The organism is Stenotrophomonas sp. SMYL11 (assembly GCF_036320005.1).
Lineage (GTDB): Bacteria > Pseudomonadota > Gammaproteobacteria > Xanthomonadales > Xanthomonadaceae > Stenotrophomonas > Stenotrophomonas maltophilia_A.
In genome coordinates this window covers 258,212-273,978 of the sequence record NZ_JAWIRS010000002.1, presented here as the reverse complement: position 1 = coordinate 273,978, position 15,767 = coordinate 258,212, and the positions used below count along the sequence as shown (strand labels likewise).

The following is a 15,767-nucleotide window of genomic DNA, read 5'->3' as shown; positions in this document are numbered from 1 at the left end:
AGCACGCCATGAGCTGGCGCCAGGGATTGCGGCAACGGGCACGGCAGGGCATTCCGGCCCTGCTGGAAGTGGATGCACTGCTGCAGGCACATGGCGTGCTGGCGGCCCTGCCGGGAGCACGGATCGCCCCCGGCCTGGTCCGCTTCCAGCTGGCGGCGGTGACCTGCGAGGGATTGCGGGGGCAGGGATTGGCGTGGCTGCAAGGCGCACGGCAGGGACGCGGTGAGCTGGCCGGCGGGGTGCCGCGCTACCGGCCATGGAAGGCCGGCGCGGAGGTGCTGGCCGAGATCGGTATCGGTGGCCTGCCCGAGGACTGGCCCGCACATGCGGCGGTTTACGGCTGCAGCAGCATCGACCGGCGACACTGGTTGCTGCTGCTGCCGGAACGGGCACAGCTGTGGCTGGGATGGAGTGGATGATTCGGCTTGGCAGGTGCGAGCCAACCACTCTCTTGTGGGTGCGAACCTTGGTTCGCACGCTTCCATGCCGCCCATGACCGATGGGACGGTATCGGCGCGCCCCTGCTGGCTAGACTCGATGGGTTGATGATCGAGCCGAAGGGCAGGGGTGTGATGTGTTGAAGTGGGGCATGCTGGCCGCAGCGCTGGCGATGGGTGGCAATGCAGGCGCGCAGCAGCGCGAGCCGGTGGACCTGGACATGGTCAGCCGCATCCGCCAGGAGGCCTTCCACCGTTCGCAGGTGATGGACACCTTCAGCTACCTCACCGAACGCATCGGCCCGCGCCTGACCAACTCGCCGGCGATGGGCCGCGCCAATGCGTGGACCCGCGGCAAGTTCAACGAATGGAAGCTGGACAACGTCCACGACGAAGCCTTCGACGACTTTGGCCGTGGCTGGGAGTTCACTTCGGCCAGCGTGGAGATGCTGGGTGATCGCGTACAGCCGCTGCATGCACTGCCGAAGGCGTGGACGCCGGGCACCAAGGGACCGGTTGAAGGCGAGCTGGTCCAGGTCGAGATCAAGAAGCCCGAAGACATCGAGAAGTACCGTGGCAAGCTGCGCGGCAAGATCCTGCTGCTCGGCGAGGCGCGCGAGTACAAGCGCGGCACCGAGGCGGATTCGCATCGGCACGACGCCACCTCGCTGGAAGGCCTGCAGGAGTTCACCCTGCCCAAGGACAAGGATGCCACCGCCGAGCGTGCCAAGCGGGTCAAGGAGTACCAGGAACGCCAGCAGCTGGCGACCAAGGTCAATGCGTTCTTCGTGGAAGAAGGCGCGCTGGCCTCGATCAGCATCAGCAGCTGGGACAACGGCATCATCCGCGTTGCCGGTGGTGGCTCGCGCAAGGCGGGTGAGTCGGTGGGCATTCCCGAGCTGGCGATGATCAGCGAACACTTCAATCCGCTGGTGCGCGCACTGGAGGCCAAGCAGACCGTGCGCCTGCGCGTGAATGTGGCCGCACGCTTCACCGACGAGGCCGACCAGCCCGGCTACAACACGCTGGCCGAGATCCGCGGCAGCAGCAAGCGCGATGAAGTGGTGATGATCGGCGCGCACCTGGATTCGTGGCACAGCGGCACCGGCGCGGCCGACAATGCCGCGGGCGTGGCGGTGATGATGGAAGCGATGCGCATCCTCAAGGCCACCGGCGCCAAGCCCAAGCGCACCATCCGCGTGGCGCTGTGGAGCGGTGAGGAACAGGGCCTGATCGGCTCGCAGGCTTATGTGGCCAATCACTTCGGTCGTTTCCCGGAACCCACCGACCCGGCCCAGAAAGCGCTGCCGGCCTCGCTGCGCGAGCCGACCGGTGCACTGCAGAAGACCCGCGACTACGGCAAGTTCCAGGTCTACTTCAACATGGACAACGGCTCGGGCCGCTTCCGTGGCATCTATGCGCAGGAAAACCTGGCGGCGATGCCGATCTTCGAAGCCTGGCTGGCGCCGTTCCATGACGTGGGTGCCACCACCGTGGCGACCCGCAACACCGGCAGCACCGACCACATCAGTTTCGACCGCATCGGCCTGCCGGGCTTCCAGTTCATCCAGGACCGGCTGGACTACTTCACCAATGTCCACCACAGCCACCTGGACACCTGGGACCACGCCGAACCGGAAGACCTGAAGCAGGCCGCGGCCATCGTCGCCTCGTTCGCCTACAACGCTGCGATGCGCGAGCAGCCCTTCCCGCGCAAGGTAGAACCGTAAAAGGGGACGGAGGGGATTAAGTCGTTTCTCCCCTCCGTTTCCCGGTTGCAGGCCCAGCGGCTGGGCAATCGCGGCTTGATCCCCTCCGTCCCCTTTTTCCGTCGGGGGCGGAGGGCTGGTAAAATCGGGGGATTCCCGTTCCTCGAGCCGTCCATGACCTGCCGCACCCGCTTCGCCCCCAGCCCCACCGGTTACCTGCACATCGGCGGTGCCCGCACCGCGCTGTACTGCTGGCTGGAGGCCCGCCACCGTGGCGGCGAGTTCGTGCTGCGCATCGAGGACACCGACCGTGAACGCAGCACCCAGGGTGCGATCGACGCGATCCTGGAGGCGATGGAGTGGCTGGGCCTGGATTACGACGAAGGCCCGATCTACCAGACCGACCGCGTCGCCCGTTACCTGGAGGTGGCCGAGCAGCTGGTGGCCGACGGCAAGGCGTACTACGCCTATGAAACCCGCGAAGAGCTGGACGCGATACGCGAGGCCGCCATGGCCAGGCAGGAGAAGCCGCGCTACAACGGCGCTGCACGCGAACTGGGCCTGCCGCGCAAGGACGACCCGAACCGCGTCATCCGCTTCAAGAACCCGCTGCAAGGCACGGTGGTGTTCGACGACCTGATCAAGGGCCGTATCGAGATCGCCAACAGCGAGCTGGATGACATGGTCATCTTCCGCCCGGACGGCTACCCCACCTACAACTTCGCGGTGGTGGTGGACGACTGGGACATGGGCATCACCGAGGTCATCCGCGGCGACGACCACATCAACAACACCCCGCGCCAGATCAACCTGTACGAAGGCATCGGCGCGCCGGTGCCGAAGTTCGGCCACATGCCGATGATCCTCGACGAGCAGGGCGCCAAGCTGTCCAAGCGCACCGGCGCGGCCGACGTGATGCAGTACAAGGACGCCGGCTACCTGCCCGACGCGCTGCTGAGCTACCTGGCCCGCCTGGGCTGGTCGCACGGTGACCAGGAGCTGTTCAGCCGCCAGGAGCTGATCGACCTGTTCGACGTGAAGGACTGTAATTCCAAGGCCTCGCGCCTGGACATGGCCAAGCTGGGCTGGGTCAACCAGCACTTCCTGAAGACCGAGGACGTGGCCGCGATCGTGCCGCACCTGGTCTACCAGCTGCAGAAGCTGGGCCTGGACGTGGCCGCCGGCCCCGCCCCGGAGGATGTGGTGATCGCCCTGCGTGAACGCGTGCAGACCCTGAAGGAAATGGCCGAGAAGGCCGTGGTCTGGTACCAGCCGCTGACCGAGTACGACGAAGCGGCGGTGGCCAAGCACTTCAAGGCCGGTGCCGAGGTGGCGCTGGGCAAGGCCCGCGAGCTGCTGGCCGCCCTGCCGGAGTGGACCGCCGAATCGGTGGGCGTGGCCCTGCACGATGCGGCCGCCGCGCTGGAGATCGGCATGGGCAAGGTCGCCCAGCCGCTGCGCGTGGCCATCACCGGCACCCAGGTCAGTCCTGACATTTCCCATACCGTGTACCTGGCCGGCCGCGAGCAGGCCTTGAAACGCATTGATGTGGCCATCACCAAGGTAGCAACGGCCTGAGGCATCCTTGCCAGGCCCGAACCGGAGAACACGCATGCCCGCCAAGACCGCCACTGCCTGTACCGCCCCGCACCACCACGTCCACGACGCATCGGATTTCGTGGCGGTGGTCGAGCGTGTCTCGCGCGAACGCGGGCTGCGCCTGACCCCGATCCGCGCCAACGTGCTGAAGCTGATCGCCGAGGCCGGCAAGCCGGTCAAGGCCTATGAACTGCTGGAATGGGTGCGCAACGGCAAGGGCGTGGGCGCTGACGCCCCGCCCACCGTCTACCGCGCGCTCGACTTCCTGATGGCCAATGGCTTCGTGCACAAGCTGGAATCGGTCAATGCCTTCGTGGCCTGCCACCATCCCAGCAGTGCCGCGCACTCGGTGCCGTTCCTGATCTGCAACAGCTGCCACAGCGCGGTGGAGCTGGAAGACCGCGAGATCGTCACCCAGCTGGAGAAGCGCGCCAAGGAGCTGGGTTTCCAGCCGCAGGCACAGACTCTGGAAGTGCACGGCCTCTGCGCGCGCTGCGCAGGCTGAAGGCAGGGCGGGATTGGGGTCAGATCCCTTTGCCATTGGCAAAGGGATCTGACCCCGTTTCATATCGGCGCAACCGGGCTTGAACCTTAATCCATCGGCTTGGTCGCAGTATCCACGCGCGCGATCACCGACATGCCCGGCCGTAGCCTTGCCGCCAGTTTCTGGCCGGGATCAATCGAGATGCGCACCGGCAGCCGCTGCACCACCTTGGTGAAGTTGCCGCTGGCGTTGTCCGGGCGCAGCACGCTGAACTCCGAACCTGTGGCGGGTGCGATCTCCTGCACGCGGCCGCGCAGCACCTGGCCCTGGAACGCGTCCACCGAGAACGTGGCCGGCTGACCGATCGCCATGCCCCAGGTCTGGCCTTCCTTGTAGTTGGCCACCACCCACAGCGTGTCAGGCACCAGGAACAGCAGCTGCGAACCGGCGGCGACGTACTGGCCCACGCGCACGCTGGCTTCGCTGATCTGGCCGTCGCGCGGTGCGTGGATCACCGTGTTGGCCAGGTCGATGCGCGCCAGTTCCAGTTGTGCCTGTGCGCTTTCCACTTGTGCCTCCAGGCTCTTGCGCGCCACCTGGGTCGACACCAGCGTTTCCTCGGCGATGCGGATCTGCGCCTGCGACTGCTGCACGCTGGCCTGTGCCGAGGCCTGGGTAGTGCGGAACTTGTCGCGGTCGTTGATCGATACCAGCTGCTGCGCGGCCAGTTCCTCGTAGCGTTTCAATTCATTGCGCGAGCGCTGCAGCTCGGCCTGGCCCGCCGACAGCGTGGCGTGCGCCGAAGCGATCTGCGCACGGTTCTGCGCCTGCGACTGGTCCGAGTTGGCCAGTGCTGCGCGTGCGCTGTCCAGCGTCGCCTGCGCCTGGGCGACACGCTGCGTGTAGATGCGGTCATCGATGCGCAGCAGCGGCTCGCCCTCCCTCACGTGCTGGAAGTCCTTCACCAGCACTTCGGTCACGTAGCCGTTCACCTGTGGCGCCATCACCGTGATCTGTCCGCGTACATAGGCGTTGTCGGTCACCATCACGCTGCTGGTAAACGGCCACAGGTGCCAGGCGCGCAGGATCAGCGCGATGCCCAGCAGGGCGACCACCACCATCACCACCACGCTGCGCGCGCTGGGCTTGAGGTATTTCGGCGCGGCAGCCGGTGCCGCCGGCGTGGGCGCAGGCGCCGCATCGGTCGGCGGCGGTGGAGTGACGTTGTCGGCGTCGTCGGGTCGGGGCGGGACGGGAGGCATTGGGGGGAACTCAGCGGGGCGCGGCCGGCGTGGCCGCAGCGGGGGAAGTGGGGTGGCGCTTGCGCCATTGCTTGAGCACGGCGGTGCGCAGCGACAGCAGCAGCAACCAGCCCAGGAAGCCGATCGCCAGCCAACCGCTCAGCGTGAACACGTCGTTGAAGCCACGCACGTTGGCTTCGCGGCGCGCGGTCTGCGCCAGCTGCGCGCTGCCCTGCGCACTGCGCAGCACCGGGTCGGTGATCTGTGCGTTGTACAGCTGCTGCTGGATACGCAAGCGTTGTGCCACCACCGGGTCGGCCGGGTCGAGCTGGCTGGTCAATGCGCTGGAGTACAACTGCTCGCGATGCAGCTGGAAGGTGCCCAGCACCGCCGAGCCGGCCAGGCCGCCCAGCGTCTGCGTGATCGACAGCGTCACCAGGAAGGTGATCATGTGATCCACGCCCTGCTTCAGCGCGGCGGAAATGCCGAGCATGATCAACGGGCCCATGAACATGCCGGCACCGACCGAGGCCAGGAACTGGCTGAGGTAGAAGTCGTGCGGCCGGTCCATGCTGGTGCGGTGCTGGTCGAAGAAGGCGGCAGCGCCGAGCAGCAGGATCGCCATCAGCAACTGCGCGATCAGCCGCTTAGGGCCGAAGGTCAGCGAGGCACTGGCGATGCCGGTGACCACGCCCGCGAGGATCACCACGAACAGCGGGCGCATCTGGTCCGGACCCATGCCCAGCGTGCGCATCAGGTTGACCACGCCATAGGACTGCTCGGTGGTGAGGAAGCGGATCAGGAACGCGCCGACGATGAAGTGCAGCACCGGCAGCTTCGACAGCCAGCGGATCTGCAGCAGCGGATTGCGCCGATAGTGCTCGATGATGAAGGCGGTGGTGGACAGCACGATCGAGGCGACCAGTGCCCAGCCCAGCCATGGCGTGTTGAGCCACCAGCGGGTGTAGCCCTGCGCCAGCACGATCACCAGCAGCGCGACGGCCGGTGCGAGCAGGGCGAAGGTAAGGAAGTCCAGCGGCTCGAACGCCTTCACCTGGATGCCCGGCGGCAGCTTCAGCACCACCACTGCCGCGAACGCGCACAGTGCCAGCCCGGCTTCGAACGAGTACAGCTGGTGCCACTGGCCGGTATCGACCAGGCCCGGCGACACGATCCAGGCGATCGGCACCGCCAGCTGCGAGAGGCCGACGCCAACCACCAGCAGGTTACCGGTGAAGCGGCGTGGCAGCGCCTGCAGCATGTACAGCGTGCCCAGTGTCGAACAGGCCGCGCCAGCGAAGCCGCTGGCGGCGCGGGTCAGCATCGTGGTCTCGAAGCTGCCGACGAACAGGTGCAGCACCGCCAGCGCCGCATACAGGCCCAGGCCTATCTCGGCGAACAGGCGAATGCCGTACTGCTGGCGGAACTTGAAGGCCAGCAGGTTGGCCGTGACGTTGACCATTGCATAGGCCGCCACCAGCCAGCTGCCCTGGGTCGGGGTCAGTGCCAGCTGGCCCTGCAGGAAGGGCAGGTTGGCGGTGACCAGCGCATTGCCGAGACCGCCGGTGATCGCCACCAGCAGCGACACCAGTGCATAGGCCACGCGTCGATAGGGGGGATGCCAGGGCATCGAAGCCGAACCCGGCATGGTCGGCTTCTCGTGCTCCTCCCAATCCGGAACCGGCTTCAGATACGGCTGGACCATCAGCGGGCCTCGCTGGCTGCTCCCTGGAGACCCCCGCGCAGCAGCTGCAGGGCGCGCCCGGCCAGGTGGGCGCGCTCGTCGCGGGTCTTGCCGCGCAGGGCCGCCCCCAGCATGCCCGAGATCAGTGAAATATCCGTCTTCTCCAGGTCGGCACGGCACAGGCCGGCAGCCTTGGCACGGGCGATCGGTGCTTCCAGCAGGTCGCGCACGGTCTCGCGCGCGGTGCGCATGGCCGGCACGTCCGGATCCACCGCGCGCCAGTAATCGGCCAATGCCGGCGAATCGATGATGCGCTGGGCCATGCCCTCGAACACCTCGAACAGGGCATCGTCGCGGTCGCCGAGCTGCTCGACCTGGCGCCTGATGCGGTCGACCGTACGTTGCAGCAGCGCCTGGATCAGCGCGGTGCGGTCGGGGAAGTTGCGGTACAGGGTGGCGCGGCCCACCTGGGCGCGTTCGACCACCAGGTCCAGCGGGGCGGTGACACCGTGTTGGCCGAACACATGATCGGCGGCGTCGAGGATGAGGGCACGGCGGGCAGCAGCATCGGCACGTTGGGCTGTCATGGATTCATTTTCGGACAAAGGTGTCCGATTGGAGAGACTTTGAGTGACGGGATTGTCCGCTTGTTGTCGTACGCACATCTTTGTGACGGATGCGTGATGAAGCCGTGGCGAAAAGCGGGGCCAGAAGGCTTCCGGAAGAGAACGGCATGGAACATCGCCAGGAAATGACCGCCCGGGGTCAGTAGTTCCACGCCATGCGTGGATGAATGACCCTAAGGTCGCGCCTATTGCGCATCTGTCGGATCGGCCACTTCCGACAGCCAGCGGGCCAGCGCCGCCCTTGGATTCAGACGACGCGCGCGGAGGATGTTGCTGTGGTCGGGTGGGATCACTTCGACATTGATCAACACCGTTTCGCGAGCGAAGCCGGTTCCAAAGAAGCCTTCAGTGTCCAGCGCATGCAGGGCCTCCTCCATCGCGCCAAGTCGGATCGCGTATTCCTCCATCCAATCTGCTTCCGGCATGAACGGATTCATGGCCGGACGAGCAGCAAATAGCGCGTGCACCGGATCGAGGGCCTCCCTGCCGACATCGAAGTAGGGAGCGTCAATGCAGCTCCATTTCAAGTCGCTTGATGCCTCAAGCGGAAACGGAGCATCGGCAGTGCGTTGCAGTGCCTCTGACGACCAGGCGCAAAGCACTGGAGCCAATGCTTCGCCCGTGGTCATGAGTGCAACGTAGTAGAAGTGCTCATCCGTCTCCTTCAACTCGGCGACGGCGGTCCTGATCGCTGAGATCAGTGCATCGCGAAGCATGTCTTGGGTTGGGATACGCGGAGGTGGAACCTGCATGTGTGTGGTTCGGAGAGGAGCAACGTGGCTACGCACAGTCTGCACGACATAAAAAACGGGGGCCATGAGGCCCCCGGGAGAGAACGGCGATGAACGTCGCCAGGAAATGTTTGGTTGTGTCAGGGTTGCCTGGGGGCAGAGCCCTTTCCTTCGGAAAGGGATCCGACCCCACGACGCGATCAGAAGAACGCGCGGATGCCGAATGCGACACCACGGCCCGGCAGCGGCGAGTAGTCGCGCAGCAGCGAGGTGTGCGGGCGCACTTCGCGGTTGGTCAGGTTGCTGCCATCCAGGAACACCTCATAGCTGTTGCTCGCGTTGCGGTCCCAGCGGTAGGCCACATGCGCGTCGACCAGGGTGTAGCCGTCGCTCGGGGCTTCGTTCTGGGCGACATCCTTCTGGCGGCTGTAGCGGACCGCACCTACCGAGGCGCGCCAGCCGTCCTTCGACCAGCGCAGGTCGGCACCGACGCGGGCCGGGGCGATGCGCGGCAGGTAGCCGGTGTTGGCCAGCTCCACCGAGTAGTTGTGGTTGTGGTCGCCATGCGGTACGGCAATGTCGAGGTTGCGGCTGCCGCTGCCATCCAGCTTGGCCTTCACGTAGTCGCCGAACAGGCGCAGATCCCAGTCACCGGCACCGCCCTCGAACAGGTGCACCAGCGCTTCGGCTTCGGCGCCGCGGAACACCGCGTCCTGCTGGGTCCAGGCGCGGACCGGCAGGCCCTCGGTGACGCCGGTGTCGGCCAGGTAGATGAAGTCCTTGAACCTGGTCTGGTAGATCGACGCGGAGAAATCCAGGCGCTCGCTGTGGGTGTGGATACCCAGTTCCACGCGCTGGCCGCGCTCGGTCTTCAGGTTGGTGTCGCCGATTTCCAGCGAGCGGGTGGCGATGTGCGCGCCAGCGGCGTACAGCTCTTCGTTGGTCGGTGCACGCTCGGAGCTGTCCACGCCGATGCGCAGGTCAACAGCGTCGTTGAGCTTCCAGATACCGGCGGCAGACAGGTTGGTGGCGCCGAACGTGCGGCGGCGATAGTCGCCGGTCGGGTCGAGCTTGACCTGGTCGTGGCGGCCGCCCAGTTCCAGCTTGAACGGGCCGAACTGTTTTTCCTGCAGCACGAACAGGCCGATGTTCTTCGTGCCGGTATCCGGTACGAACGCCTCTTCGCCCTTGGCACCGAAATCGCTGTTGCCGAACTGCAGGCCGAACGCACCGTCCCAGCCGCCGATCTGCTGCTGCACGGCTTCCAGGCGCGCTTCAATGCCGCGGTTGGTGAAGCGGGTGGACGGCGTGCCGGCTTCCAGCTCCACGTGCTCGTAGTCGGTGTAGGCCACGCGTGCGTTGATGTTCTTCAGGAACGAGACCGGGTTGTAGATACCGGCCTTGGTCTCGAAGCGGTTCTGCACCATGTCGATGCGCACGTCATGCTCGTCGCCGCCTTCTTCTTCATCGCCATGGTCGTGACCGTGGTCATGGCCATGATCATCACCATCGGCGTGCACGTGCGCGCCATTGGGAATGCCGTAGTTGGTGCGGTAGGTGCTGGCGGATACGCCGAAGTAGCCGCCGTCGCCCAGCCACGTTGCGCCGACACCGCCGGCGCGGGTGCGGATCGAGCTGTTGTCGAGGCGGCCGCGGCGCGGCTCTTCGCCTTCCTCGCCCGCGTGGTCATGGTCGTGATCGTGATGATCTTCAAGGCTGTCGATCACGGCATAGCCGGGGATGCGGTAGTCATCGCCATTGCGGACCAGGCCATCCACGTGCAGCACGACATTGCCGCTGACGCCATCGAGGCGGAACATGCCGCTGCGTTCGTTGTTCACCGAATTGCCGCGCAGTTCTGCGCGGCCGCTCAGCGGGCGCTCCGGCAGTTCGCGCGCGATGCGGCCATCGACCACATTGACCGCACCACCGATCGCGCCGCTGCCGAACAGCAGCGTGGCCGGACCCTTCAGCACTTCGATCTGGTCGGCCAGGAACGGCTCGATGCTGGTGGCGTGATCGGCACTGACCGTGGACGCATCCATGTTGCCCATGCCGTTGGACAGCACGGCCACGCGCGGGCCTTCCTGTCCGCGGATGATCGGGCGGCCGACGCCAGGGCCGAAGAAGGTGCTCTGCACGCCGGGCAGCTTGGCCACGGTATCGCCGAGGGTGCCGGCCTTCTGCTCGTCCAGGCGCTCACCGGCCAGCACGTCCACCGGGCGCGCCAGCGATTCGGCATCGCCCTGCAGCGGCGACGCGGTGACCTGCACCGACGACAGCTCAGTCAGGTGGCGGTCACGATGGGAATCGTCTTCGCTGGCGGCGAAGGCAACGGTCGGAAGCAGGGCGGTCAGGGCCAGGGCGAGGGAATGCGGCTTCAATCGCGGGGTACGGGCAGGCATCGGTGGGTCCTTTGTTACACTGTATCAATCGCTGGGCGCACGTATCCCGTCAGCGGGACAGGGGGAGGGAAACCGTGCGGGTCGGGGAGGGATGTTATATTATTCCATAACGATTCGCCGACCCTGCTGGAAGTCATGTCCCTGTCCTCACGCCTGCGCCACCTGCTCGACCGTTTCGGTGCCACTGGTTCGATGCTGTGCGCCGTGCATTGCGCGGTGATCCCCGTGCTGCTGGCGGCGGCGCCGTCGCTGGGGCTGTCGTTCTGGCTGAGCGATGGCGTGGAACAGGCGCTGGTGGTGTTCGTGACCCTGCTGGGGCTGTTCAGCCTGGTCTGGGGCTACCGCCGTCACGGTGCGCTGCGCGCGTTGGGCTTCCTGATCCCCGGCCTGGTCGCGTTGTGGGCCGGTGTGCTGTACGACCCGCTGCATCACAACGCGGTGCCCCATGCGGTGGTGATGACCATCGGCGGCCTGCTGGTGGGCGTTGCCCATCTGGTCAACCTGCGCCTCAACCACGGCCACGTGCACGACGCCAGCTGCGCGCACTAGGCGCTCCGTGATAGGATTTTCGATCGTGCGCGGGGGCGCCCAGCAAGGCGGCCCCGCCGAACCCGTGTCAGTACGGGGTAACCAGATTTCACATTTGAGGAGTTGAAGACATGGGTAAGGGTGACCGCAAGACCGCCAAGGGCAAGCGCTACAACGCCAGCTACGGCAACGCCCGTTCGCACACCGCGAGCAAGGTCGCCGTAGGCGCCGCCGCTCCGGTTGCCAAGAAGACCGTGGCCAAGGCTCCGGCGAAGAAGGCTGTGGCGAAGAAGGCCGTCGCCAAGGCCTGATCCGGCCCAGACCGGTTCAACGAAAAACGCGGCGCCTGGCGCCGCGTTTTTTTATGCCCGCGCGCAGGCCGGCACACGATTCTCTGTAGAGCCGAACCCATGCTCGGCTGGCCGGATGCAGCCGAACGCGGGTTCGGGTCTACAACGGATCAGCGCAGGGTTTTCTTCAGCGTTTCCGGATTGCCGTCGTTCGGTGCGGCCGGCACCTGCAGCAGGTGTGCCAGCAGCGGGTAGACGTCGACATTGTCGAAGCCATCGATCACCAGGCCCTGGCGGAACGACGGGCCGCTGGCCACGAATACCGCGCGCATGGAGGGCAGGGCATTGTCGTAGCCATGCGAGCCACGATCCTGATGGTCTCGCTTGGCGATCTTCTCCTGATGCAGGGCATCCCAGCCTTCATCCATCACGCAGACGATGGCGGGAACGCGCGGATGCGTGCCGTAGTGCAAGCGCGCCGGCAGGTTCTCCTTCTTCCAGCACTCGTAGTGCGCGTGGCGGCCGAGCAGAGCGCGTTCGGCGGCGGCTTCGTGACCGGGCAACGGCGCAAAACCCACCGACTGGCCCTGGCTGACATTGCGCGCGATGGCCGGGGCGGCCATTGATTCGGTGGAGATCACCTGGCCGACCGGGACGCTGGCCATGCCATGGTCGGAGACCACAATCACGTTGGTGGTCGCAGCCAGGCCGCGCTGCTGCAGTCCATCGAGTACCTGGCCGACGATCTGGTCGGCGCGCACGATGGCGTCGGCGTACTGCTTCGACTCGGGGCCGTAGTTGTGACCTGCCTTGTCCACGTGTTCCATGTACAGCGTGGTCAGGCGGGGGGCATCGGCGTCGGTCTGTGCAAGCCAATCGAGCACGATGCCGGCGCGCTGCTCCAGCGGTTCCTTGCCGTCGTAAACGCGCCACTGGCTCGGGCGCACACCGCGGATTTCCGATTCACTGCCCGGCCACGAGGTGGTGGCCGAACGAACCCCGGCGTTCTCAGCGCCGACCCATATTGGTTCGCCGCCCCACCAGCCGCTGGTGGTGACCGCTTCGCGATTGCTCAGCTCGAACCGGCCCAGTGCTTGATCGTCCATGCTGTTGTTGACGATACCGTGGTGGTCCGGGCGCAGGCCGGTGACGATGGTGTAGTGGTTGGGGAAGGTCAGCGACGGATAGGACGGGGTCATCCAGCGTGCACGCACGCCGCCGTCGATCAGGCGTTGCAGGTTCGGGGTCAGGCCGCGGTCCAGCGCATCGGCGCGCAGGCCGTCGATGGAGATCAGCAGCAGCTTCGGCGGCGCAGCCGCAGCGACAGCGGTGGGAGCGGAGGCGGAAGGGGCGGGCGCGGTGGTGCAGGCGGCCAATGGCAGCAGCAGCGCCAGCGCGCAGGTCAGGCGTACGGAAGTCATCCGCGCATGATAAGCCGGTGCAATGACCACCCCAAGACACGCTGCGCCGAAGGGCGCAGCGTGTGCGCGCATTTTTCCCTATCCCCGCGCCATCGGCGCGCCCCCTTCAACAAGAAGGGGGCTTTTCCCCAGGCATGTTCCTGATGCTTCCATCCCCGCATGGCGTGGATCTACCGTGTCGACCAAGGTCGACACCTACCAACAGTTGCGCAGAATGACGTTCGGACAGATCGCAGGAACCTGTCGAAGGCGGGGTGGGCCCGGTTGCAGGGGCGTGAGCGCCATGGATGGCGCGACCGAGCTTACAGGGACGTACTTGCAGCGTCCCCTGCAACCGGACCCACCCTGCCTCCGCGCAGGAAGTCCGCTGTTGCTGTTGCTCTGGCCTCTGCGGGTGCCGGGCGCAGCCCGGCCAGCCCTCTCAAGCGAACAGCGGGGCCTGGCGTTGTTCCAGCCGCAGCAGCGCGGCCTTGGTTTCCAGGCCGCCACCGAAGCCGGTCAGCGCGCCGTTGCTGCCGATCACACGATGGCAGGGCAGGATGATCGGCAGCGGGTTGCGGCCGTTGGCAGCGCCGACGGCGCGGGTCGCACTGGGCTGGCCCAGATGCTGCGCCAGCTGCAGGTAGCTCCAGGTCTGGCCGAACGGGATCAGCGCCAGCGCCTGCCACACGCGCAGCTGGAACGGCGTGCCGCGTGGCGCCAGCTCCAGGTCGAAGCTGCTGCGTTCACCGTGCAGGAACTGCAGCAGCTGCTCGCGTGCTTCCGGCAGTGCATCCGGCGCGTAGTGCCAGTCGTCGCGCCCGCGCGCCGGGTGGCGGTTTTCCGGGAACAGCACATGGGACAGGCCACGTTCGTCACCGGCGATGGTCAGCACGCCGATCGGGCTGTCGAAACGATCGAACAACAAAGTCATGTCGGTTCTCCAACGAAAGTGCCGGACAGGTGCCAAAGATGCAGCACGGCATAGGCGCGCCAGGGGCGCCACGGCTGCGAGCGTGCTTCGGTCGCGCGTTCGCTCAGGCGCTGGCCCTGCGCGTGGCCGAGCACCTGCTGCAGTACCAGGTCGCCGGCGGGGAAGGCATCGGGCTGGCCGAGCCCGCGCAGGGCGATGTACTGCGCAGTCCACGGGCCGATGCCGGGCAGTGCCACGCAGCGCGCAACGAACTCTTCCAGTGCCTGTCCGGGCCCGAAGTCGAGCGCGCCGCTGGCGCAGGCGGCGGCCAGTGCGCGCACGGTGGCGGCGCGGCTGCGCGGCAGGCCGATCGATTCCAGCGGTGCCTCAGCCAGCACCTCGGGCGCGGGGAACTGGCGATCGAATTCCGATGGCATGCCCGGCAGGTGTGCGCCATAGGCATCGACCAGGCGCCGCGCGAAGGTGGTGGCCGCGGCCACGCTGACCTGCTGTCCGAGCACGGCGCGTACGCCCACCTCGAAGCCATCCCAGCCGCCGGGTACGCGCAGCCCGGGGCGCTCGGCGATGCCTCGCGCCAGCAAGGGTTCCTCATCCAGTGCGGCGTGGACCTGCTGCAGGTCGGCATCCAGATCGAACACGCGACGCACGCGGCGCACGATGTCCGGAATCAGGCGCGGATCGACCGCGCCCAGATGCAGGCGCAGTTCCGGGCGCTTCGGGTCGGCGGTGACGCGCAGCAGGGTGGGGCGCTCCGGCGTGCCGAGCACGCGCTGGTAGCTGTCTTCGCCGATCAGCTCGATGCCGGGCAGGCTGCGCTTGCGCAGGAAGGCCAGCATGCGTGGAAAGTCCAATGGTGGCCGGTATGCCAGGCGCAGTACCAGGCAGCCATCGTCGGCGGCCAGCGGCTGGTGCTGGCGACGCAGTGCGGTCGGTGCCATGCCACAACCCTGCAGGAAGGCCGTATTGAAACGGCGCAGGCTGTTGTAGCCGGCGGCCAGCGCGACGTCGGTCACCGGCAGCGTGGTCTCGGTCAGCAGTTGCTTGGCCAGCAGCAGCCGATGGGTGGCGTGGATCTGGCCTGGCGTTGCGCCCAGATGTTCGACGAACAGGCGCTGCAGCTGGCGCGCGCTGAGTCCGATCTTCTCTGCGAGGTCGGCTACCGGCTGTTCCTGCAGGAAGCCACCATGGATCAGGGCCAGTGCGCGCTGCACGGTCTGCCCGGCCAGTGCCTGCTGCGCCTGCGGTGCCAGCTCGGGGCGGCACCGCAGGCACGGGCGGTAACCGGCTGCCGCAGCAGCGGCCGCAGTCGGGTAGTAAGTGATGTTGCGCGGCTTCGGTGGCGGTGCCGGGCACACGGGGCGGCAATAGATGCCGGTGCTGCGCACGGCGGTGAAGAACACACCGTCGAAGCGTGCGTCGCGGGCCAGGCGGGCGCGGTCGCAGGCGGCGGTGTCGAGGGCGAGGGCGGTGTCCATGGCGTCAGTCTAGGCGTGTGCGGGCGGGGATACTCGCCGGATTCGGACATGGATGCTGGAGCGGGTTCTGGCAGGGCTGCGCCCTGCACCCGCCGAGGCCAGAGCAACAGCAACAGCGGGCTTCCTGCGGGTGGGCGGGGTGGGGGGGGGGGGGGGGGGGGGGGGGGGGGCGGGCCGGGGGGGGGGGGGGGGGGCCCCGCCGGGGGGGGGGCCCCCCCACCCCC

General features: G+C 67.0%; 14 protein-coding genes. 6 read left to right on the top strand and 8 right to left on the bottom strand.

Annotated features, from left to right (window positions below; genetic code table 11):
• Positions 1 to 8 precede the first annotated feature (8 nt).
• From V3B46_RS05180 to V3B46_RS05165, 4 genes are all read left to right on the top strand, one after another.
• Positions 9 to 419 carry a hypothetical protein gene (locus V3B46_RS05180; protein WP_154262856.1) on the top strand — a complete coding sequence of 137 codons (411 nt, stop codon included), beginning with the start codon at positions 9 to 11 and terminating at the stop codon, positions 417 to 419.
• 170 nt (positions 420 to 589) lie between these two features.
• The gene (locus V3B46_RS05175; protein WP_329891291.1) at positions 590 to 2,167 is read left to right on the top strand and encodes a M20/M25/M40 family metallo-hydrolase; all 1,578 of its coding nucleotides are present in this window, start codon (positions 590 to 592) and stop codon (positions 2,165 to 2,167) included.
• Positions 2,168 to 2,320: 153 nt separating this feature from the next.
• Positions 2,321 to 3,724 carry a glutamate--tRNA ligase gene (gene gltX / locus V3B46_RS05170; RefSeq protein WP_329891290.1) on the top strand — a complete coding sequence of 468 codons (1,404 nt, stop codon included), beginning with the start codon at positions 2,321 to 2,323 and terminating at the stop codon, positions 3,722 to 3,724.
• Between the two features lie 34 nt (positions 3,725 to 3,758).
• The gene (locus V3B46_RS05165; RefSeq protein WP_004150412.1) at positions 3,759 to 4,250 is read left to right on the top strand and encodes a Fur family transcriptional regulator; all 492 of its coding nucleotides are present in this window, start codon (positions 3,759 to 3,761) and stop codon (positions 4,248 to 4,250) included.
• Positions 4,251 to 4,336: 86 nt separating this feature from the next.
• Here V3B46_RS05165 and V3B46_RS05160 read toward each other — a convergent pair whose 3' ends face one another.
• From V3B46_RS05160 to V3B46_RS05140, 5 genes are all read right to left on the bottom strand, one after another.
• Complete coding sequence (locus V3B46_RS05160) at positions 4,337 to 5,491, bottom strand: HlyD family secretion protein (RefSeq protein WP_329891289.1); 1,155 nt, start codon at positions 5,489 to 5,491, stop codon at positions 4,337 to 4,339.
• A 10-nt stretch (positions 5,492 to 5,501) separates the two neighbouring features.
• Entirely contained in the window at positions 5,502 to 7,175 is a 1,674-nt protein-coding gene (locus V3B46_RS05155) for an MFS transporter (protein ID WP_329891288.1), read from the bottom strand.
• A complete protein-coding gene (locus V3B46_RS05150) occupies positions 7,175 to 7,741 on the bottom strand; it encodes a TetR/AcrR family transcriptional regulator (RefSeq protein WP_154262863.1) in 567 nt (188 codons plus the stop codon). The genes V3B46_RS05155 and V3B46_RS05150 overlap by 1 nt, the downstream gene beginning before the upstream one ends.
• Positions 7,742 to 7,965: 224 nt before the next feature.
• Positions 7,966 to 8,532 carry a DUF4303 domain-containing protein gene (locus V3B46_RS05145; protein WP_329891287.1) on the bottom strand — a complete coding sequence of 189 codons (567 nt, stop codon included), beginning with the start codon at positions 8,530 to 8,532 and terminating at the stop codon, positions 7,966 to 7,968.
• A 179-nt stretch (positions 8,533 to 8,711) separates the two neighbouring features.
• On the bottom strand, positions 8,712 to 10,916 hold the full coding sequence (locus tag V3B46_RS05140) for a TonB-dependent receptor (protein ID WP_154262865.1): 2,205 nt from the start codon (positions 10,914 to 10,916) through the stop codon (positions 8,712 to 8,714).
• A gap of 135 nt (positions 10,917 to 11,051) precedes the next feature.
• Between V3B46_RS05140 and V3B46_RS05135 the strand changes: the two genes are divergently transcribed.
• Together V3B46_RS05135 and V3B46_RS05130 are read left to right on the top strand one after the other, a co-directional pair.
• Positions 11,052 to 11,465, top strand: a complete 414-nt coding sequence (locus tag V3B46_RS05135) for a MerC domain-containing protein (RefSeq protein ID WP_008264835.1) — start codon at positions 11,052 to 11,054, stop codon at positions 11,463 to 11,465.
• Between the two features lie 110 nt (positions 11,466 to 11,575).
• A complete protein-coding gene (locus tag V3B46_RS05130) occupies positions 11,576 to 11,755 on the top strand; it encodes a 30S ribosomal protein THX (RefSeq protein WP_004150462.1) in 180 nt (59 codons plus the stop codon).
• 149 nt (positions 11,756 to 11,904) lie between these two features.
• Here the strand turns inward: V3B46_RS05130 and V3B46_RS05125 are convergent, their stop codons facing one another.
• The 3 genes from V3B46_RS05125 to V3B46_RS05115 all read right to left on the bottom strand — a co-directional run bounded on the left by V3B46_RS05125 (position 11,905) and on the right by V3B46_RS05115 (position 15,543).
• Positions 11,905 to 13,155, bottom strand: a complete 1,251-nt coding sequence (locus V3B46_RS05125; protein WP_329891286.1) for an alkaline phosphatase family protein — start codon at positions 13,153 to 13,155, stop codon at positions 11,905 to 11,907.
• Between the two features lie 421 nt (positions 13,156 to 13,576).
• Positions 13,577 to 14,068 carry a methylated-DNA--[protein]-cysteine S-methyltransferase gene (locus tag V3B46_RS05120; RefSeq protein WP_012510484.1) on the bottom strand — a complete coding sequence of 164 codons (492 nt, stop codon included), beginning with the start codon at positions 14,066 to 14,068 and terminating at the stop codon, positions 13,577 to 13,579.
• Positions 14,065 to 15,543 carry a DNA-3-methyladenine glycosylase 2 gene (locus V3B46_RS05115; RefSeq protein ID WP_154262867.1) on the bottom strand — a complete coding sequence of 493 codons (1,479 nt, stop codon included), beginning with the start codon at positions 15,541 to 15,543 and terminating at the stop codon, positions 14,065 to 14,067. Before V3B46_RS05115 ends, V3B46_RS05120 begins: the two co-directional genes overlap by 4 nt.
• Positions 15,544 to 15,767: the final 224 nt, after the last annotated feature.